Below are 19,317 nucleotides of genomic sequence, written 5' to 3'. Positions count from 1 at the left end.
TTGATTGTGTGTGATGGGGGAACGGTCTTTGTCTCTTTGCTCTCTCGCAGATGAATTTACAGGAGAAGCCCCCGCAAATTGTGCAATCGGTTGAATGGCTGTTTTGCCACCAATATAAGAAACAGCGAATATAGTGGATCCGCTAGCTTTAATATCGCCTTGTAAAAGGTCTTTCCCTCTACTCTTTTTGCTATCAAATCCTGATTTTACAATTCCTTGCTCTCTTTTTTATACTCAAAATTGCCTCTAAAACAGGATAGATTAATCGTAAAAAATATATAAAAGAAGCAAATTATAACATTTTTTCTTATCCTTCTTAATACAAAATAACTGTTAAGCTACAATACGCTAACATTTATCAGTCATAAGTCCAAAACATCATATAATGACGAAACAAATTCATAGAGTGAAGATTTTTCACTATCAACCGTTGTATTAATCTTTCCATAATGCATAAAAATGATGAAGCGGCCCTCGCCCTTTCCCTACTTTTAAAGCATCTGAGGCAGTTAAAGCGCCATGCAAATAATCTTTTGCTTGTTTAACAGCGCAATCCAAAGGTTGGGTAGGTAACAGAGCTGCAATGGCAGCAGAAATGGTACACCCTGTCCCATGATCATGAGTAGTTGAAAGACGAGAGGCTTCAAGTATAACAAGGTTTTCACAATCACAATAAAGATCTGGACTAGAACAATCGTAATTTTCTGTACTATTTTTGGTCAGCGTATTCAAATGTCCCCCTTTTAACAAAACTGCATGACACCCTAGCGCCAAGAGTCGTGGAGCATATTGATACATAGTCTCTAAAGACCATTGCACTTCACGCCCCAATAACAGTGCAGCTTCAGGCAAATTTGGCGTGATCAAAGTTGACATCGGCACAAGAACATCACGCATAATTTCAATTGCATCAGACTTTAAAAGAACATCACCACTTTTTGCAACCATAACCGGATCAAAAACAATGAAACGCGCTTTATGATAAGCAAGACGTTCTGCAATAACCTGTGCAATCTGAGCATTTGCAACCATACCAATTTTAACGGCATCAACATGGATATCCTCAAAAACAGAATCAATTTGATCTGCAACAAAAGAAGCATCTAATGCCTGAAAAGAACGCACACCCTGAGTATTTTGTGCAACAACAGCTGTAACCACACTCATACCATAAGTTTTCATAGCTGAAAAAACCTTCAAATCCGCCTGCATTCCAGCGCCACCAGAAGGATCTGTTCCCGCAATAGATAAAATCCGTGGAATAAAAAGTTTATCTTTTTGTAATTCCATCAACCTCTTTCCTTCTGTTTTTAAATATCGGAAAATGAGTTACCGAAAAAATAGATGCTTGAAAAAACATAAAGAAGATGTTTTCTCATGTGAATTATATTATATATGAAGTCTTCTTATAGATATAAAATGGAAAATGTAGTGCTTATCCTTCGTTCTATTCTTTTTACGTTCGCTTTTTATACAACAACTTTCATACAAATGATTCTTTACGCTCCCGTTTATTTTTTAATGCCCCGCAAAAAGGCATGGATTGTCCCTAAAACATGGGCGCGCGTTACACTCTTTTTGCAAAAATACATCGCAGGCACAAGTTATGAGATTGAAGGTTTAGAAAATCTTCCCAAAGGACCCTATATCATTGCTCCAAAGCATCAATCGGCTTGGGAAACTTTCAGTCTTGTTCCTTATTTTGATGATCCCACTCTCATTTTAAAACGTGAATTGATGTGGATTCCATTGTTTGGCTGGTATATGGCAAAAACGCAAATTATCCCCATTAACCGCACAACACCCATCAAAGCCTTAAAAATGATTATACAAAAAGCAAAAGAGAAAGTAAAACAAGGGCGCCAAATCTTGATTTTTCCCGAAGGAACACGCCGACAACCCGGTCAAGAACCAGATTATAAGTCAGGAATTGTCGCGCTCTATAATGAATTAGGACTTCAAGTTGTTCCTATTGCACATAATGCGGGTTTATATTGGCCACGCAATAATTTTCGCCGCTATCCCGGAACAATTCGTGTCCGTATTCTTCCCCCGATAGAGGCTGGTTTAAGCAAACGTGATTTTCTAGATCAACTTGTCCAAAAAACTGAAAAAGCGTGTGATGAACTGCTTCTCTTAGCAGCTCAAGACCCTACCCCTCCTCCTATGCCACCATACGCTGTTCAGAAACTTCAAAAACTAAATCAACATGAAACAATGCACTGATTGATAAGAATAATGCATAACTTTGTATATTGAGCGGAGTATAGGGAAAAAAATATAAGAAAGATACTTCAAACTTTCTAATTTAAAATTGTAAAACACTTGTACATGATAAGAAATGATCAATGTGTAAATTTTTTTGAAAAAGAATTCTTCCTCTCTTTAAAATCATTTAAATAACATACATCTCATTGATTTATAAGGATGTTTTAGCGTTATTCAACTTGAATGAGAACCCTGAATACCGTAAGATTTTCTCATTTCAAATCTATTCTAGGTTGAATCAATTAGAATCATTTTCTTACACATTACAAGCGGGGATATCTGTGTGAATAAAACGATACAAGAAAAGATTAAAATGCTTTTTACGAACCGTCTCAAGTGCCAAGGGCTATCCTAACAGGAGAGCAAGAAAAATGCATGATTATGCAGATTCATTCCTTTCTGAGAAATTCAATCCCTCCAAGAGCCTGAAATCTTGTACAATCTTCATTATTTAAAAAGTATTTCTTGAGATACTTAAATCATCAAACCAAATTCAAGGGGAAAATAAAAATGAGAATTGGTTTTTATCCCACAGACACAACGGATACAGCAATTAACCATCTTTCCTTCCTATCCTAGACTTAAATGCTTTGTGTGCTACATTAAAACAATTCTAAATAACGAATAAGAGGGAACTAGATTTAAATTAATGCGACGTCTCTTCTATAATTTATTTTTTTCTGTGATTTTGAGTTTATCCAGCGCTGTTGCTCTAGCGCAGCCTTTTATTTCTGTTGATGTTACAACGAGGCGTATCTTAAAACATAATCAAGCTTTTGAGCGTTGGTATCCTGCTTCCTTGACAAAATTAATGACCGCTTATGTTATTTTTCGTGCCATGAGCCGAGGGGAAGTTTCACCAAACAAACATATCACCATCAGCGAATACGCCGCAAAAGCTCCCTCATATCGTTCAGGCTATAAAGCTGGTTCTGTACTCACACTTGATACAGCCTTAAGTATCACCATGGTTAAATCTACCAATGATTTAGCCATTGCCATGAGTGAAGCTGTTGCGGGTTCACAGAAAGATTTTGTACGTAAAATGAATAGCGAAGCTAAACGTTTAGGCATGTTTGGCACCCATTTTGCGAACGCAAGTGGTTTACCAGATCCTCAAAACTACTCCACGGCACGCGATATTGCTCTTTTAGCCGTTCAAATACGTCGAGAATTTCCACAATATGCTCATTATTTTTCTATTCCAGCCATTGATTTTGGTAATAATCGAAAAATCCAACATAACTCAAACAACCTCATTGGCCGTTTTTATGGGATAGACGGTATGAAAACAGGATTTATTTGTGCCTCTGGTTTTAATCTTGTTGCCTCAGCCACCCGCAATAAACGTACAATTATTGCTGTCATTCTAGGTGCTAACAACATAAGTGAAAGAGAAGAAAAAGCTGCACAACTTCTTGAAATAGGATTTTTGCACCAAGGAAGCCCCCAATTAACACTAGCAACATTAAAACCTTATGGGAGCAACATAACACAAGCCAACAATATGAGACAACAAACATGCACACCTGAAGCCATAAAAATGCATGCAAATTCATATGATGATCAAGGAAATATTATTCTCACCTCACCTTTTATCACTGCTCCACCTTCTTTTTCTCATCCTTTATCAGTACACCTCATTCGTACGCCACAAACACCTAAAATGACAGTAAAACCACTAAGAAAACCCTATATTCCGTATAAAAGGCACGCAAACCATTCTATAAAAAGCCATAAATCATAATCTACAATTAATTATAATACTTTGATTTATAATGATAATTAATTATTTTGTACCTTATGTCAAAACCACAAGTATTGTAAGATTCTCTCATTTCAAATCTGTATTTGTTGAATCAATAAAACCAGTCTCTTGCGCGCCACAAGGTGGATGAACATGTAGATAAAATAATTAAAACTAGGAATAAAAATCCTTCCTATAAGTCCTTTCAAGAACCAAAAATTATCATAACATTGACGCTAAAAGTGTATAATATACCCACGTGCACCTACCTTTATAAGCGTAAAGATAGTGGTACAATGGATTTCATGGGGGATTAACCATTATATCCCTCACGGACATCATTATAAATTGCTTAGACATACTGAGATATATTTTTTAAAAACAAAACTATGATTGATGATTAACATGAAAATAAAGCGCATCCCTCTCACGCTTATTACGGGTTTTTTAGGCTCTGGCAAAACAACTTTGCTCAACCGTATGCTACAAGACCCTCTTCTAACAGAATGTGCTGTTATCATCAATGAATTCGGCAAAATCAGTATTGACCACCTTCTGGTTGAAAAAACGACAGAAGGAATTATTGAGCTTGCCAATGGTTGCTTATGCTGTAATTTACGCAGTGATCTCATCGACACATTAATTGATTTAATAAATCGCGTTCAGACAGGACAGATCAAACAACTCCATCATATTATCATTGAAACCACAGGGATGGCTGATCCCGCCCCTATTTTACAAATACTTTTAAGCCACCCATTGTTTATTCAAACATTGTCCATAAATGCTGTTCTTGCAACATTTGATACATTAAGTCCACTTTCCATATGTAAGCGCTATCCTGAAATATATAAACAATTAATATTTGCTGATAAAATCATTCTCACCAAAACAGATCTTAGAGACCCACAAACGCTTTCAGATGCACTCCTTAGCACACTTAAAACAATGAATCCTACAGCACAAATCATTGACGCCCATTCTAAAGATTTCTGTTCAAATCTATTAATAAATAACACATTATGGGATGAAAAAGTAGAAAATACAAAACTTAAACAAAATCTTACGACTACCCCACATGATCATACCCCCCATAAAACCATTCGTACCTTTTCACTAAACTGTGAGGGTCCTGTTGATTACGCCACAATTGAAGCTTTTTTAGATCTCCTACAAGAGCGTTATGGTACAAAATTATTACGTATTAAAGCAATTATCGCATTGCGTGATGACCCTTATCGCCCACTTGTATTACATGGCGTACAAACATTTTTTCATCCTCCCATAAGATTGCCGGCATGGCCAAAAGGAATAAAACAAACACGTTTTGTCATCATTGCCGATGGTGTTGAAAAAGACGCAATACAAAAGCTCCTCAATGCTTTTTTTAATAAACCAGCAATAGATACTGCAGACAAAACAGCTCTCTTAGAAAATCCTCTGGTCATTCCAGGAATAAAATTTTAATTTTTTCTCCCCTTCAATGATATAATATTAAATTCATTGGCACCACCATCTTTATGCTTTTAAAGAAGCAAACCGGCACCATTACACACTTTGCTAATTCCCAATGTTGAAACAAGCCCTTGGTACTTGAGACGGTTTGTAAAAAGCATTTTAGTCTTTCTTGCACAGTTTCACCCACGCGGTTATCCCCGCTTGTAACGTGCAAGAAAATGGTTTTAATTTATTCAACATGGAACGGCTTTGAAATGAGAGAATCTTACGGTATTCAGGGTTCTAATTTAACTTGAATAACACTAAATTATCATTATAAATCAAATTGTTATGATAAAAAATTTAATACCCATCAATCTGCAAACAGATTGTTTTCTCTCTAAATGCGCTTCATCTGCAAACCACTTCATATGATTCATTTCACAGACCGATTGGCCAAATTCTTGGTTCTAAAATATTCTGCTCAACTCTATGTTTACTCAAGCTAATTGAAATCAAAATCCCTGTTAAGAAAAAAACCAAAATCAGACAGAGGCAATATCGCATTTTAAAATATGTGAATGTATCTTATATAACAGCACGACAAGACAATATTTTACAGCATAAAAGAATAAAACTCTTTGAAAGAAATAAAAAGAGAGGTACATTTCATGTTAACTTACTCTTCACTAAAAACGAAGATTGATACCAGTAACGATGTGCAAACAATCCAACTTCTTTGAGAAAATTCCTCTTGGCTTCCCACTTCATATGATTTACTTACATAAAGCTCTATGAAAAAACTCTGCGCTTTAAAATATTGACTACTCACTTAAACACCTTATGTGCAAAGTTTTTGCATATCCTGTATCACCATTATTAAGTGATAGTGTTTACGGTGCTGTAGGATACAATAACACTCACTGCATTAGAGAAACTGAATTTTTATCAATATCGCGATTAAAAACGTAACGTTTTCCATAAACCTCAACAGTTGGAGGTTGACGATTTTTTTCAAAAAAATCATAACCTTTCTTAAGCATAACCCAGAATTGATAATGAGGATTCTTGCTATGACGTGACATATTATCCTTGGTCATGCGGAAAGGAAAAGCCTGCAACTGAAACTCTCTTTGTCCTCCTTTAAAAGCATCCCGTGCAAACGCATAAATCTGAGCCATGTTCTTATCACTCATAGAATAACAACCTGCGGAAAAGCAAGAACCATGCACCATAAGATTGCTTCCTGTGCGACCATTTTCCTGATCATAAAGGTTAGGAAATCCTATATTAAAAGAGAGATAATATTTTGAATAAGGATTCATTTGGTTTGCGCTAATAGTATAAAAACCCTCTGGTGTCTGAAGATCCCCTTCTTTATATTTAGGTCCAAGCTTACCAGACCATTTGCAAATGCCATAGCGAGCAACCAAGATAAAAGGTCCTGAACGAGATTGCTTCCAAACTTCAGCAAGATTTTCTTCCTTAAAAAACCGCATCATAATCGGTGCATAGGGATCTATATCATACAGAACCATTCTATTTTTGATTTCTTGCGGCAACGGCTGCTCAACTTTAGCGCGAATAGAGGCTGGTAATCTTCCTTCACATGCTGTCAATAGTCCCATTACAAACAACACACACACAGCAAGGAATCTGCTAAATGTCATCGAATAAAACTCCAATCCAACACCCCTCACAAAAAATAACCTATGTTAGAGATCGACCAATTTGAAGGTATTTTTCCCTTCGCTCTTGTTTAAGCACTTGACCATCTTTTCCAGCCATAGCTTTTAAAGCTTCTGAAATAACATCACCCGTTGCATCAATGACAATCTCTTTGCCACGATGCGCTCCCCCTAAAGGTTCCGAAATAATGCCATCAATAATCTTTAAGCGATACAAATCTTGAGCGGTAATACGCATATTCATTGCAGCATCTTTTGCACGAGCTGGATCACGCCATAAGATAGAAGCTGCTCCTTCTGGTGAAATAACAGAGTAAATTGCGTGCTCCAACATATAAACTTTGTTGGCAGCCGCGATTGCTATCGCCCCTCCAGAACCGCCTTCTCCAATAACAACGGAAACCACAGGAACTTTCAAACGCAAAGTTGTAGCTGTTGATTGAGCAATTGCTTCCGCTTGCCCACGTTCTTCAGCGCTTACCCCAGGATAAGCACCTGCTGTATCAATAAAAGTGAGGAGTGGCAAACCAAAGCGGTCAGCCATTTCCATAATACGTACAGCTTTACGATAGCCTTCTGGACGCGCAGAACCAAAATTATAGCGCAAACGTGTTTGCGTATCGTGACCTTTCTCTTGACCGATATAAGCAACGGCCTCACCTTTAAAGCGTGCAAACCCCGCTTGAATAGCCTCATCTTCAGCAAACTTGCGATCTCCGGCCAAAGGCGTAACGTCACTCAATAGGCGTTTAGAATAGTCCATAAAATGGGGACGATCCGGATGACGAGCGACTTGTGTTTTTTGCCACGGCGATAATTTTTTATAAATATCGCGCAACGCTGTTTGGGAACGCGTTTCAAGACGAGCAATCTCGTCACTCATATCAAGACTGCCTTTTTCCTGAGAAATTTTTTTTAATTCAAGAATTTTCCCATCAAGATCAGCAACTGGTTTTTCAAAATCAAGATAATTATACATTTGTGTCAACTCATTCAGTGTCACTTATACACTTATAATTTGCTTTATAAAGTCTTTTTCAAAAACATCACCTTTTCTTTAACGAGCCTTTTGCTCATCGGCAAGTGGATGATGCTCATTGACTAAACGATAAAGTCCCTCTTCCAACACATGGGTATAAATCTGAGTGGTAGCAATATCAGAATGACCTAACAAATGTTGAACGGCACGCAAATCAGCACCATTTTGCAAAAGATGACTAGCAAAAGCATGACGCAACACATGGGGAGAAAAGCTATCACTTCCTATCCCTGCTCTTCTAGCGAGATTTTTCAACTCTCGTGCAACGACTTGACGAGCAATATATCCTGTCTCGGAATGCGCAGGAAAAAGATAAGAACTCGTAGCGTCCTTTCCCTGATCACGCAAATTTAACCACTGTGAAAGAACTTGGCATGCTTTTTTTGATAACAGCACCATTCGTTCTTTTTTGCCCTTACCACGAACCAAAACGCTGTATTCATTCCTTCGAACAGACTGAACCGGCAGACTCACCAACTCACTAATACGTAACCCTGTTGCATAAAGCATTTCAATCAATAGCTGAAGACGCAGTGCACGGAAATAACCTTTGGACCCATAGTCTGCTTGGTTGACTTCTAACTCCGCAAAATCAAGCAATTTTATCACTGCATCTTCACTCATGATTTTGGGCAAAGGACGCCTCTGACGAGGTGCATCAATATCATGAGAGGGATCATCTGCTCTCAACCCTTCAGCATAAAGGAATTGATAAAACTGACGCAAAGTTGATAAACGGCGCGCTTGCGACGATGCCGCAAAACCAAAAGTATGCATAAGTGACAAAAGAGTAATTAAATCTTCTTTTTGTGCTGAAAAAAGCGAAACAGAGTGTGAAGACAATTCGTCTTGTGCCCACTGCAAATCATGCTGATAAGCCGCAAGCGTATGAGACGAAGCCCCTCTCTCCGCACTCATCATCTCAAGAAAATGATCTATCACAGCACCACTTTTCATTTCATTGATTCGCTTCCGTAGAAAGATTCCATGAATTCAAGGGAACATCAATGTACATATCCACAGTTACTGGTTCAACCCAAACCACAAGAGCACCCATTATAATGAAAAGAACAGAAAGCAAAATGAAAAGAATCATCAAAAATCTAGTCAATGTTGGCATAAGACAATAACCTACCCAAAAATATTCTATCTCGTATTATGCCTCACAAAGATTAACAGGAATTGACTTTAAGATGGATAAATGCCGAAATAAAGTTATGAAAAGCAATCGACAAAAACGCGTCCCCATAACACAAATAAAGAATCAGCTCTTATCGTCCCTTGATAAAAGAGCACTTGTCCTTGTTGGTCTTATGGGGGCAGGCAAATCAGTGATCGGAAAACGCGTCGCCACCATGCTTCGTTTACCTTTTTATGATTCTGACCAAGAAATTGAAAAAGCTGCACAAATGACAATCACGGAACTCTTTGAAATTTATGGTGAATCCGAATTTCGTGCTCTTGAACAGCGTGTTATTCTAAACCTCATGAAAAAAAGTCCCCTTGTTTTAGCAACAGGTGGTGGTGCCTACATAAATGAAAATATCCGAAAAGCCATTCACCAAAATGGTATATCCATATGGCTAAAAGTCGATCTTGATATCCTCATGCAACGTGTCTCAAAGCACCCAACACGTCCCCTGCTTCAAACAGCCAATCCTAAAGAAACCATGCAAAAACTCATGGAACAGCGTTATCCTATCTATGCAAAGGCAAACTTAACAATTAACAGTCATAAAGAAAGCCGTCATACCGTAGCACAAAATGTTATACGATCCGTACAGCACTACCTATACACAGAAATTAACAATAGGGATAACCAGCATGCAAACCAAAACCGTCACTGTTAAACTGGACAAACACTGTTACGATATCATCATTGGTCCGGGTCTGATTACACAAGCTGCTTCACAAATTAAACATGCTCTTAATAAAAAAGATCCTCATCAAACGCGCTTGGCACTTGTTACAGATACAAATGTTGCTTCCCTTCATTTGGAGATATTGCAAGCAGAATTAACAAAAAATAAAATTCATACTGTCCCTATTATTGTAGAAGCGGGAGAACAATCAAAATCATTTTCAACCCTGCAAGTTGTTATCGATCAAATTCTTGCTGCACGCTTAGAAAGAGGCGACTGTGTTATTGCTTTTGGCGGTGGTGTCATTGGTGATCTAGCAGGATTTGCGGCAAGTATAATCCGCCGTGGCATGAACTTCATTCAAATGCCCACAACGCTTCTTGCACAAATTGATTCTTCTGTTGGTGGAAAAACGGGAATCAATAGCCAATATGGCAAAAATCTTATTGGTGCCTTTTATCAACCACAATGCGTTATTGCTGACACGTGTCTTCTTGATACCCTGCCACCGCGTGAATTTCGCGCTGGCTACGCAGAAATAGTAAAATACGGTCTCATTAACCAACCTGACTTTTTTGAGTGGCTTGAAAAAAATGGGCAGAAAATTTTCTCTAATGGCCCTATGCGAACAGAGGCCATTGTTCGCTCATGCCAATTTAAAGCTGCCATTGTAGCACGTGATGAGTACGAAACGGGAGAGCGCGCACTCTTAAATCTCGGCCATACATTTGGACACATGCTTGAAACAGCAACCGCTTATGACTCCAACCGTTTAATCCATGGCGAAAGTGTAGCAATTGGGATAATTCTAGCTCATCAATTCTCTGCTCAATTAAATTTAATAAGCCCCACGCTTACACAACGCATTGAAGCGCACTTCAAATCTATAGGATTGCCTACACAATTAAAGGATATCCCAGGGTCTCTACCAGATGCTGAAACTTTAATGACTCTCATTGCCCAAGATAAAAAAGTTTCGCAAAACAATTTGACTTTCATATTAACACGCGGACTTGGCCAATCATTTATTGCAAAAAATGTTTCACCAGATGCAGTTTTATCCTTTTTGGAACAAAAATTAACAGAAATTCGTTAATTCATATTGAATATAATTGATTCGTTTTTATACTTCTATTAAAGATTAAATATGATGATGTCTGCGTAGCTCAGTAGGATAGAGCACAGGATTCCTAAAGAAATTGGGCACTTTGAGGAGAAATCCTCAAAGTGAATCTGCTCAAATTCGGGGAAAGCTTCATGGGCGACTATATGCCAATCCCGAGCCAAGTCTCTTTTCAAATGAGAGAAAGGTGTAGAGACTGAACGGGCAGCACCTAAAGAGCAAAAGCTTCAAGGTGAAGAGACAGTCCAGACCACAAACAGCCGATAAGGCTGGCGGTGAAAATCGAAGTGGTATGAATCCTGGGGTCGCAGGTTCGAATCCTGCCGTAGACACCATCGTATCAGTCAAATTATTCTTTGTGCACAATATTAGGAATATAGGGAAGCATCATGAAAAAAACTTTGCACATTTTAGGATTTTTCACCGCTTTAAGTTTATCACTCTTCAGCTCAAACAATAGCTTAGCTGGTTCTTTAATCATTGAAGTACCAGACAATCCAGAGCCCAAAACAGAGACCATTACCTATCAGTGTGATACTGAAACAGGTAAAGAGCGCGTAGAGGCAGTCTATCTTAATGCTGACAATATTTCGTTGGTTGATTTCAAATGGAACGGTGATCGTGTCATTGCTGCTAATGTCATCGCGGCAACAGGAGCAAAATTTGCAGGAGCTCAGTACATCTGGTGGGAGAAGAACAAAGAAGTCACGCTTTATGACCTTGCTCAGGATCCAGAAGAAAAAAAACCTATCCTCTGTAAAGATGAGTCAACATTATTATTTTAAATAACACGGGAAATATTATGAAAAAAATTTCTTTTACTAAACAATTTTTCATTACTTTAAGTGTGCTCCTCCTCGGTTCAATTAATGCATTAGCAAGTTCTTTAGTCATTGAAGTACCAGATAATCCAGAACCAACAACAGAGACCATCTCCTATCAATGCGATATGGGAACAAGCAAAGAGTATGTTGAAGCAACTTATTATAATGCTGGCAATATTGCGCTTGTTGATTTAAAATGGAACGGTAAGCGCATCGTTGGTTCTAATGTAATTGCCGCTTCTGGAGGAAAATATGTGGGTGGACAATACATTTGGTGGATAACTAAAAATGAAGCCATATTTTACGATCTTATTAATGATCCAAAAGAAGAAAAGCCCAGCCACTGTGTAGAAGAAAAAAGCACAGAATAAGGAAGATTCTTACATTTCAAGAACCGTGCTGGCTCTTATCTCTTGATGTTCCTTCTGACGTGGGTAACTTTTCCTCCGTCTTGTGTAATAAAAGAGCCAGCGGTTTTTCTGACTGTTCTTCTGAATGATGTCGATAAGCTGCTGTATGTGAGAGCAACATAGAAGCTACCGGTGCTGTTAAAAACAAAAAAAACATCAGCAACACTTCATGAAAAACAAAATAATGGTCCACAAATATTGAATAAAGAAATGAAGAAATAAGAATACTACCAACGCCCCAACTCGTACATACTGAAAGCATATGCAAACGCTTATAAAAATTGGAAAAACGCACCAAACCTATCGTTGCGATCAATGTCAATCCAGACCCTAATATTAAGAAAACTGTGATAGCAATAGCAACCACAAGCGATATATCATCTTTCATTCAATAATCTCCCCCCGCATAAGAAATTTCGCCAAAGCGATGCTTGAGACAGATCCCAACAATCCAATAATGAGAGCTGCGACAAAATAAGTGGTTGTTCCTGAACGAATATCGAATGTAAGAAACAAAAGAATAGTGGTTATATAAAGGGCATCCAAACCAACAATTCTATCCTGCGCCCGTGGACCACGAATCAACCGAAACAGCGCGAAAATCACCGCTAAACTTAAAAAAAACTGTGAAAAGAAAAGCCCCCAATAAAGAATCACCATACTCATAAAAAAATCTCCAAAAGCAATTGCTCATACCGTTGTTTGATCAACTGTTTGTAATCATATCCATTTTTTAAATTTAAGACATGAAGCAAAAGTTCACCCTTTTTACTATTATAGGCAACCCAAGCAGTTCCAGGGGTTGCCGAAAGGATGCATGCTAAAATAGCCAAAGCAGTGCGATTATGAAGCAGAAGAGGTACTACAATAAAACCAGATTTCTGCTCTCGAGACCTTTTTGTTAAAACAAACCAAGCCACCGAAACATTTGAGAATATAGAATCTATAAATACTCGAAAAACGAGACGAAAAACCGCACTCCAGCTTTTAATAACAACCTTCTCCGGCTCCAGAAGCCGTATCATCCAACCACAAAACAAAGCGGTTAAAATCCCTAAAAGCAATTGCCCTAAACTAAAACCATTTAAAATAAGCCACATAAGGACAATGACACCACTGAAAAAAGGGGAAGGACAAAAACGATTCATTTACTTATCTCCCTATTTTCGAGAGAAAAATCCGTTAAAACGCTCCCAATATAGTTTTGAGGTTCATACAAAGTCTTAGCAGTTTCAGACATATAATGACTAACAGGACTGGCTACAATTGTTATAAGAAAACACAAAGCAAGGAGAACGGCAATAGGCGCAAATTCTATCACTTGCACACGAGGAATACGCCCTTCAAGAGAAACCCAAAAAGTTCGGATACCCGTTCGTGTCAATGCAATCAAAGCCGCAAAACCAGAGAGAGTGACAAAAACTACAAAAAGCCAATCTTGGTAAACCGGAAGAGAAGCAGAAAAATCCTCTCTACTGTGGTTTAAAATTGCCATGAACATCATAAATTTAGCAACAAAACCAGAAAAAGGCGGCAATCCAATAATCAAAATGGCACAGATACCAAAACAAGCTCCAAGAATTGCCAAGGTTACTGGAAAATAGATGCCAACTTCATCTTCTTCCTCCTCTTCATCGTCACCATACACCTCCATTGTGACAGCAAGAACATTAGCAGCCACATCTTGACAGCGTTCTACCAACTCTACCAAAAGAAAAAAAGCTCCCAGTGCTAAAGTTGAAGAAACAATATAAAAAAGTGCGCCTGCTGTCAGTGCTGCATTGCCTATCCCGATCGCAGCCAACAATGTGCCAGAAGAGACAAGAACGCTATAAGCTGCCAAACGCACCAAAACTTGGCTCGCCAATACTCCAATAAAACCAATAATCATAGTGGCAAGCCCACCATAAAACAAAACTGTATGACCAAAATGGTTAAAATATTCACTTTCAGGACCAAACCATAGCAACGTTAAACGTAAAATAATATAAATACCAACCTTGCTCAAAAGTGCAAAAGAAGCTCCAACAGGCGCTGCTGCTGCACTGTAAGTTGGCACCAACCAAAAATTAAGCGGCCACATACCCGCTTTAAGCAAAAAAGCAATACCTAAAAGTGCAACACCTATTTCGAACAAAACAATATCTGTAGAAGATATATATTTTATTTTAACAGCCAAATCGGCCATATTAAGAGTACCAACGACTCCATAAATGAGCGCTATACCAACTAAAAAAAATAATGAAGCAACAAGATTAACCACAACATAATGCAACCCTGCACGCACGCGCGTCTGACCAGAACCATGCAAAGCAAGCCCATAGGAAGCCGTTAACATAACTTCAAAAAACACAAATAAATTAAATAAATCGCCAGTCAAAAAAGCACCATTTATCCCCACCATAAAAAATTGCATTAGTGACTGAAAATGAGAACCAGCTTTGTACCAATGAGCCCGCGCAAAAACCAACACGCTAGTCACCAACAAGCTGGAAAGTAAAAGCATCATAGCGCTTAAGCGATCAAGGACTAAAACAATTCCAAAAGAAGACGGCCAATTACCAAGTCGATAAACATCGCAAGCCGGTGCTATTTCAAGAGTACGTATAATCAATAAAATGGCAGTAACGACCAACAGTCCCGCAGAAGAAAGACTGATGAATGATTTAAGTCTTGCACGACGTTCATCATAAAAAAGAAGAAGTGCTCCAGTGATTAACGGCAAAAGAATAGGCAAAATAAGGAGATGATGCACTCCTATTTCCATTATTGCACCTCACGTCCATCAACGTGATCAGAACCCGTTAAACCACGTGAAACCAACAAGATAACTAAAAATAAAGCTGTTGTTGCAAAACCAATCACAATCGCAGTTAAAACCAAGGCTTGTGGAAGAGGATCGACATAATTAGCTGGATTAATAACAGTGGTAGGATCAACAATTGGAGCAGCATTACTACGCGGTCTACTCATTGAAAATATAAAAAGATTAACACCATAGGAGATCAAGGACAAACCAAGAATGACTTGAAAAGTACGTGGACGCAAAACAAGCCAAATACCTGATCCGACAAAAACACCGATACCCAAAGAAAGAACAATTTCCATTAATTTTCCTTCTCTTTTAAAATAGGTTTCTTACCGATTCGGTAACTCCGAATTGACTGGTGTGCAAGTGCAATTAAAATGAGAACAGTTGCTCCTAACACAAGAGAAAGCACACCAAAATCAAACAAAAAAGCAGATGCCATGGGAACTTTCCCAATTAACGGAAGATGAATATATCGAAAAAAGGATGTTAAAAAAGGATATCCAAAAAACCAAGAGCCCATCCCCGTTACGACTGACAATAATAAACCAAAGCCTATCCAACGCAAAGGTAAAACTCTCAAATGCGTTTCCACCCACCGAATATCGCGTGCAAGATATTGTAAAATAAATCCTATAGCCAAAGTAATACCACCGACAAATCCACCTCCTGGCAGATCATGCCCTCGCATGAATAAATAAATAGCAAAAGCGATAATAATCGGAAAGAGCCAACCCATAATAACAGCAGGAACAGCTAAATAATTCAATACTGTATCTCCCACATTTCGATTAGGCTGTGCTATATCAAAGGCTTTCTGGATACGTTGTTGAAAAGGCGCATCAATACTCTCAGGCGCAGGACGAAAACGTCGTAAGAGTGCAAAAACAGTAAGGGAAACAACACCCAAAACCACAATTTCTCCCATGGTATCAAAACCACGGAAATCAACCAATAACACATTCACAACATTGCGACCACCAGCATCTGAGTAAGCATGCGTTAGAAAAAAATCAGAAATCGTTGTACCTTGGGGACGTGTCATCACTGCAAAAGAAAGCCATGCTACACCAGCACCTCCTACAAGGGATATGATGAAATCACGGAAACGACGCAAGCGAACCCAAAAATGAACAGCAGCTGGCCCAGGGTCATGCAAACGTTTAGGCAACCACCGTAAACCAAGCAATAATAAAACGACTGTAACAACCTCAACAACCAATTGTGTTATTGCTAAATCAGGAGCAGAAAGCCATAAAAAGGTTGCACAAGTCATCAAACCAGCTCCCCCTAAAAGCATAAGTGAAGCAAGACGATGAAACTTTGCTCGCCAAGCAACTAAAAGCGCACATAATCCGCCAACCAGCCAAAGAGCGAGAAAAGGAATATCAAGTGGAAAAAGCGGTAATGTCCCCACTGGAATGAAACCATCGCACCAAAGTAAAAGACCAACAAAGGCAAAACAGACCCAAAAAATCCAATGCAATTGGATCTGCAAACGGCGTGTTGACAAAGCAGACTCCACCGCACGGGCCCATTTCCAAGAAATAATTACGAGAATGCGTTCAAAAATACGCGGTCCTTTTAAGTGACGGAAAAAAGGAGCCCCATCATCACAGGATAAAAAATAACGATGCCCAACAGCATAGAGCAATCCGCCCCCTAATAATGCAACAAAGCTCATCACTAATGGAGTGTTAAACCCATGCCAAACAGCCAAACTATAAGGAATTGTCATTGGTCCTAAAACAGACACGACCGCATTATCTAAAATAGGTCCTATTGTTAAATTAGGAAAAATACCAACCGCTAAACAAATAAACACCAAAAGCTCCATTGGTAAACGCATGAAATGCGGTGGTTCATGGGGAGTCTTGGGTAAATTGTCAGGCTTTGGTCCTAAAAAAACGCCATGAATAAAGCGTATAGAATAGGTCACACTAAACAGACTAGCTAGCGTTGCCACATAAGGCGCAATCCAATCGAGCCATGATTCCATATGCGTTTCAACAGCTTCAGCAAAAAACATCTCTTTCGATAAAAAACCATTCAACAAAGGAACCCCAGCCATCGCTGCACTCGCAACTAAAGCAAGAGTTGCTGTGATAGGCATAGAACGATAAAGCCCTGACAGTTTACGCATATCACGTGTTCCCGTCTCGTGATCAATAATGCCAGCAGCCATAAATAAAGAAGCTTTAAAAGTAGCATGATTGGCCATATGAAAGATCGCCGCAACACATGCAAGTGGACTACCAAGACTTAAAAGTGTTGTAATTAATCCAAGATGACTAATAGTCGAGTAAGCAAGCAGTCCTTTCAAGTCTTGCTGAAACATGGAAAAATAGGCACCTAGAAGAAGAGTTGAGAGTCCTGAAAAGCCAACCAGCCAAAACCAAGATTCTGTTCCAGAGAGCACAGGCCATAAACGAACAAGCAAAAACAATCCCGCTTTTACCATTGTTGCCGAATGCAAATAAGCCGATACGGGAGTTGGAGCAGCCATCGCGTTAGGTAGCCAAAAATGAAAGGGAAATTGCGCGCTTTTTGTTAACCCTCCCAATAAAATACAAATAAGGATAGGACTATAAAGAGAACTTGACCGGATCATATCTCCAGACTGTAGCACCTTATCCAAATCAAAACTGCCAACAGTATACCCAATCAATAAAACTCCAATAAAAAGAGCAAAGCCGCCAAAACCTGTGATCGTTAGAGCCATACGCGCACCCTCACGCGCACTTGCATTATGGTACCAATAGCCGATCAGCAAAAAAGAAAAAATACTGGTAAGTTCCCAGAAAACAACCAAAAAGACGAGATTACCTGATAAAACTATTCCTATCATTGATCCCATAAAGGCCAAAAAAAAGGAAAAAAAACGCGGTACAGAATCCGCTGGATCTATGTAATAACGTGAATAAATGACAACAAGCAGCCCAATCCCTGTAATAAGCAAGCAAAAAAGCCAGGACAAACCATCTATGCGGAGAATCAAATCGCTTCCCCATTCTGGAAGCCAAGAAATATCTAAACGCACTATGTGGTTTCCGCGAACTTCCGGATAAAGCATTATTGTAAAAATAAGACAGAAAAGTGCGACGACCCCAGCAAACCACGCTTCATTATTTTTTGCTGTCGAACGAAAAAAGCCAATGACAGCACTTCCACCAAAAGGAAGCAAAACGAGCAATACCAACATTGCTTCCCGTGTTGTCATTCTTTAAACTCCATTTTACCTTAATATTTTGTCATCGACAAAACAAAAACTTATATTCTCACCCCCCCATTCCACACTTAATGATAATAAGATTTAATAAAACTTAAAAGCATTTAAATTTTAAAAAAAACAATGCTTGCATGAAAATACTGCGCACCACACAAGTCTTCTCTTTATTGTAAGAACAATAACGCCCACGACAAGAAGCAATTAAAATTTTATTTAATTTCTATCCTTTAAAAAAGCGTGATAAACACTGCCTACGCCCCCCATGAAAAGGCTGAAAACTATTATCATTTTTATTATAAGAGCGATAACGCGCACGGCAAGATTCAATATGTTGTTTAAGCATCCATGGCTCTTTTTTTTCTAATTTTTCCGAAGAAGACGTTAAAAACACTTTTTTAGCATCTGGTACAACTTTTAATGATGCGCCTTTTGTGCTTAAGTGCGGTGATGTAACAAATGCCACTTCAGGATACCACCAATTATCACTGTATTTACGATAACCACGCCGATAATGACGATAACCTTTGAAACCATTAAGTTCTCTACGCCCCGTAAAAATCAGAGGCACCGAACTATCTTGGACAGAAGTATGAGTAACCAGTTTGGCTTTAGCGTCACTTCTATTTTGCCCCCAATTAACAAGAGTGGTTGTTATAATGAAAAAAATGCTAACAAATACAAAAGCTAAAGCATAATATAATTTTTTTTTCATACTCATAACAAAAAACTCAACATAATAAACAACAGTAATTACAGAAAGCCTTTCTCTTGCTAGACAGAAACAGATTCTTTTCTTAAGATTCTTTTTTCTTGAGACATTCTGTTACTCTTTGTACTAAACGTTGATCTTGGCAATAAGATCCTTCAAAAAAGAATGAATA

The 19,317-nt window shown here is 38.5% G+C and carries 18 protein-coding genes; 7 read left to right on the top strand and 11 right to left on the bottom strand.

Going from position 1 to position 19,317, the window contains the following annotated elements:
• Window positions 1–435: 435 nt before the first annotated feature.
• Window positions 436–1,290, bottom strand: a complete 855-nt coding sequence (thiD, locus tag ACFIK4_RS06655) for a bifunctional hydroxymethylpyrimidine kinase/phosphomethylpyrimidine kinase (protein WP_375612742.1) — start codon at window positions 1,288–1,290, stop codon at window positions 436–438.
• A 129-nt stretch (window positions 1,291–1,419) separates the two neighbouring features.
• On the opposite strand from thiD, the gene ACFIK4_RS06650 reads away from it, so the two are divergent.
• The 3 genes from ACFIK4_RS06650 to ACFIK4_RS06640 all read left to right on the top strand — a co-directional run bounded on the left by ACFIK4_RS06650 (window position 1,420) and on the right by ACFIK4_RS06640 (window position 5,482).
• Window positions 1,420–2,226 (top strand): lysophospholipid acyltransferase family protein, encoded by an 807-nt coding sequence (locus ACFIK4_RS06650; RefSeq protein ID WP_375628565.1) that lies wholly within the window; start codon window positions 1,420–1,422, stop codon window positions 2,224–2,226.
• Between the two features lie 691 nt (window positions 2,227–2,917).
• Window positions 2,918–4,015, top strand: a complete 1,098-nt coding sequence (locus tag ACFIK4_RS06645) for a D-alanyl-D-alanine carboxypeptidase family protein (RefSeq protein ID WP_375611309.1) — start codon at window positions 2,918–2,920, stop codon at window positions 4,013–4,015.
• Between the two features lie 405 nt (window positions 4,016–4,420).
• Window positions 4,421–5,482 (top strand): CobW family GTP-binding protein, encoded by a 1,062-nt coding sequence (locus ACFIK4_RS06640; protein ID WP_375675517.1) that lies wholly within the window; start codon window positions 4,421–4,423, stop codon window positions 5,480–5,482.
• Between the two features lie 890 nt (window positions 5,483–6,372).
• On the opposite strand, the gene ACFIK4_RS06635 is transcribed toward ACFIK4_RS06640, so the two are convergent.
• From ACFIK4_RS06635 to ACFIK4_RS06625, 3 genes are all read right to left on the bottom strand, one after another.
• A complete protein-coding gene (locus tag ACFIK4_RS06635) occupies window positions 6,373–7,122 on the bottom strand; it encodes a L,D-transpeptidase family protein (protein ID WP_375628563.1) in 750 nt (249 codons plus the stop codon).
• Between the two features lie 40 nt (window positions 7,123–7,162).
• Complete coding sequence (locus ACFIK4_RS06630) at window positions 7,163–8,119, bottom strand: acetyl-CoA carboxylase carboxyltransferase subunit alpha (protein ID WP_375611312.1); 957 nt, start codon at window positions 8,117–8,119, stop codon at window positions 7,163–7,165.
• A 78-nt stretch (window positions 8,120–8,197) separates the two neighbouring features.
• Window positions 8,198–9,136, bottom strand: a complete 939-nt coding sequence (locus ACFIK4_RS06625; protein ID WP_375611313.1) for a site-specific tyrosine recombinase XerD — start codon at window positions 9,134–9,136, stop codon at window positions 8,198–8,200.
• A gap of 260 nt (window positions 9,137–9,396) precedes the next feature.
• Between ACFIK4_RS06625 and ACFIK4_RS06620 the strand changes: the two genes are divergently transcribed.
• The 4 genes from ACFIK4_RS06620 to ACFIK4_RS06605 all read left to right on the top strand — a co-directional run bounded on the left by ACFIK4_RS06620 (window position 9,397) and on the right by ACFIK4_RS06605 (window position 12,359).
• The gene (locus ACFIK4_RS06620; RefSeq protein WP_375606223.1) at window positions 9,397–10,029 is read left to right on the top strand and encodes a shikimate kinase; all 633 of its coding nucleotides are present in this window, start codon (window positions 9,397–9,399) and stop codon (window positions 10,027–10,029) included.
• A complete protein-coding gene (gene aroB, locus ACFIK4_RS06615; RefSeq protein WP_375638134.1) occupies window positions 10,004–11,137 on the top strand; it encodes a 3-dehydroquinate synthase in 1,134 nt (377 codons plus the stop codon). The genes ACFIK4_RS06620 and aroB overlap by 26 nt, the downstream gene beginning before the upstream one ends.
• 416 nt (window positions 11,138–11,553) lie before the next feature.
• Window positions 11,554–11,949, top strand: coding sequence for an MliC family protein (locus ACFIK4_RS06610; protein ID WP_375617422.1), 396 nt, complete (start codon window positions 11,554–11,556; stop codon window positions 11,947–11,949).
• 17 nt (window positions 11,950–11,966) lie between these two features.
• Window positions 11,967–12,359, top strand: coding sequence for an MliC family protein (locus ACFIK4_RS06605; protein ID WP_375671698.1), 393 nt, complete (start codon window positions 11,967–11,969; stop codon window positions 12,357–12,359).
• A gap of 16 nt (window positions 12,360–12,375) precedes the next feature.
• Here the strand turns inward: ACFIK4_RS06605 and mnhG are convergent, their stop codons facing one another.
• From mnhG to ACFIK4_RS06570, 7 genes are all read right to left on the bottom strand, one after another.
• Entirely contained in the window at window positions 12,376–12,786 is a 411-nt protein-coding gene (mnhG, locus tag ACFIK4_RS06600) for a monovalent cation/H(+) antiporter subunit G (RefSeq protein WP_375675513.1), read from the bottom strand.
• The gene (locus ACFIK4_RS06595; RefSeq protein ID WP_375606068.1) at window positions 12,783–13,064 is read right to left on the bottom strand and encodes a K+/H+ antiporter subunit F; all 282 of its coding nucleotides are present in this window, start codon (window positions 13,062–13,064) and stop codon (window positions 12,783–12,785) included. Before ACFIK4_RS06595 ends, mnhG begins: the two co-directional genes overlap by 4 nt.
• On the bottom strand, window positions 13,061–13,546 hold the full coding sequence (locus tag ACFIK4_RS06590; RefSeq protein ID WP_375612748.1) for a Na+/H+ antiporter subunit E: 486 nt from the start codon (window positions 13,544–13,546) through the stop codon (window positions 13,061–13,063). Before ACFIK4_RS06590 ends, ACFIK4_RS06595 begins: the two co-directional genes overlap by 4 nt.
• The gene (locus tag ACFIK4_RS06585) at window positions 13,543–15,165 is read right to left on the bottom strand and encodes a monovalent cation/H+ antiporter subunit D (protein ID WP_375611319.1); all 1,623 of its coding nucleotides are present in this window, start codon (window positions 15,163–15,165) and stop codon (window positions 13,543–13,545) included. Before ACFIK4_RS06585 ends, ACFIK4_RS06590 begins: the two co-directional genes overlap by 4 nt.
• Window positions 15,165–15,506, bottom strand: coding sequence for a Na+/H+ antiporter subunit C (locus tag ACFIK4_RS06580; RefSeq protein WP_273790150.1), 342 nt, complete (start codon window positions 15,504–15,506; stop codon window positions 15,165–15,167). The genes ACFIK4_RS06585 and ACFIK4_RS06580 overlap by 1 nt, the downstream gene beginning before the upstream one ends.
• On the bottom strand, window positions 15,506–18,427 hold the full coding sequence (locus tag ACFIK4_RS06575) for a monovalent cation/H+ antiporter subunit A (RefSeq protein ID WP_375612749.1): 2,922 nt from the start codon (window positions 18,425–18,427) through the stop codon (window positions 15,506–15,508). The genes ACFIK4_RS06580 and ACFIK4_RS06575 overlap by 1 nt, the downstream gene beginning before the upstream one ends.
• A 229-nt stretch (window positions 18,428–18,656) precedes the next feature.
• Window positions 18,657–19,154, bottom strand: a complete 498-nt coding sequence (locus tag ACFIK4_RS06570) for a BA14K family protein (protein ID WP_375632101.1) — start codon at window positions 19,152–19,154, stop codon at window positions 18,657–18,659.
• Window positions 19,155–19,317 lie beyond the last annotated feature (163 nt).

The organism is Bartonella sp. AP9QHHD, assembly GCF_042195625.1.
Lineage (GTDB): Bacteria > Pseudomonadota > Alphaproteobacteria > Rhizobiales > Rhizobiaceae > Bartonella.
This window is presented reverse-complemented; position numbering and strand designations above follow the sequence as displayed.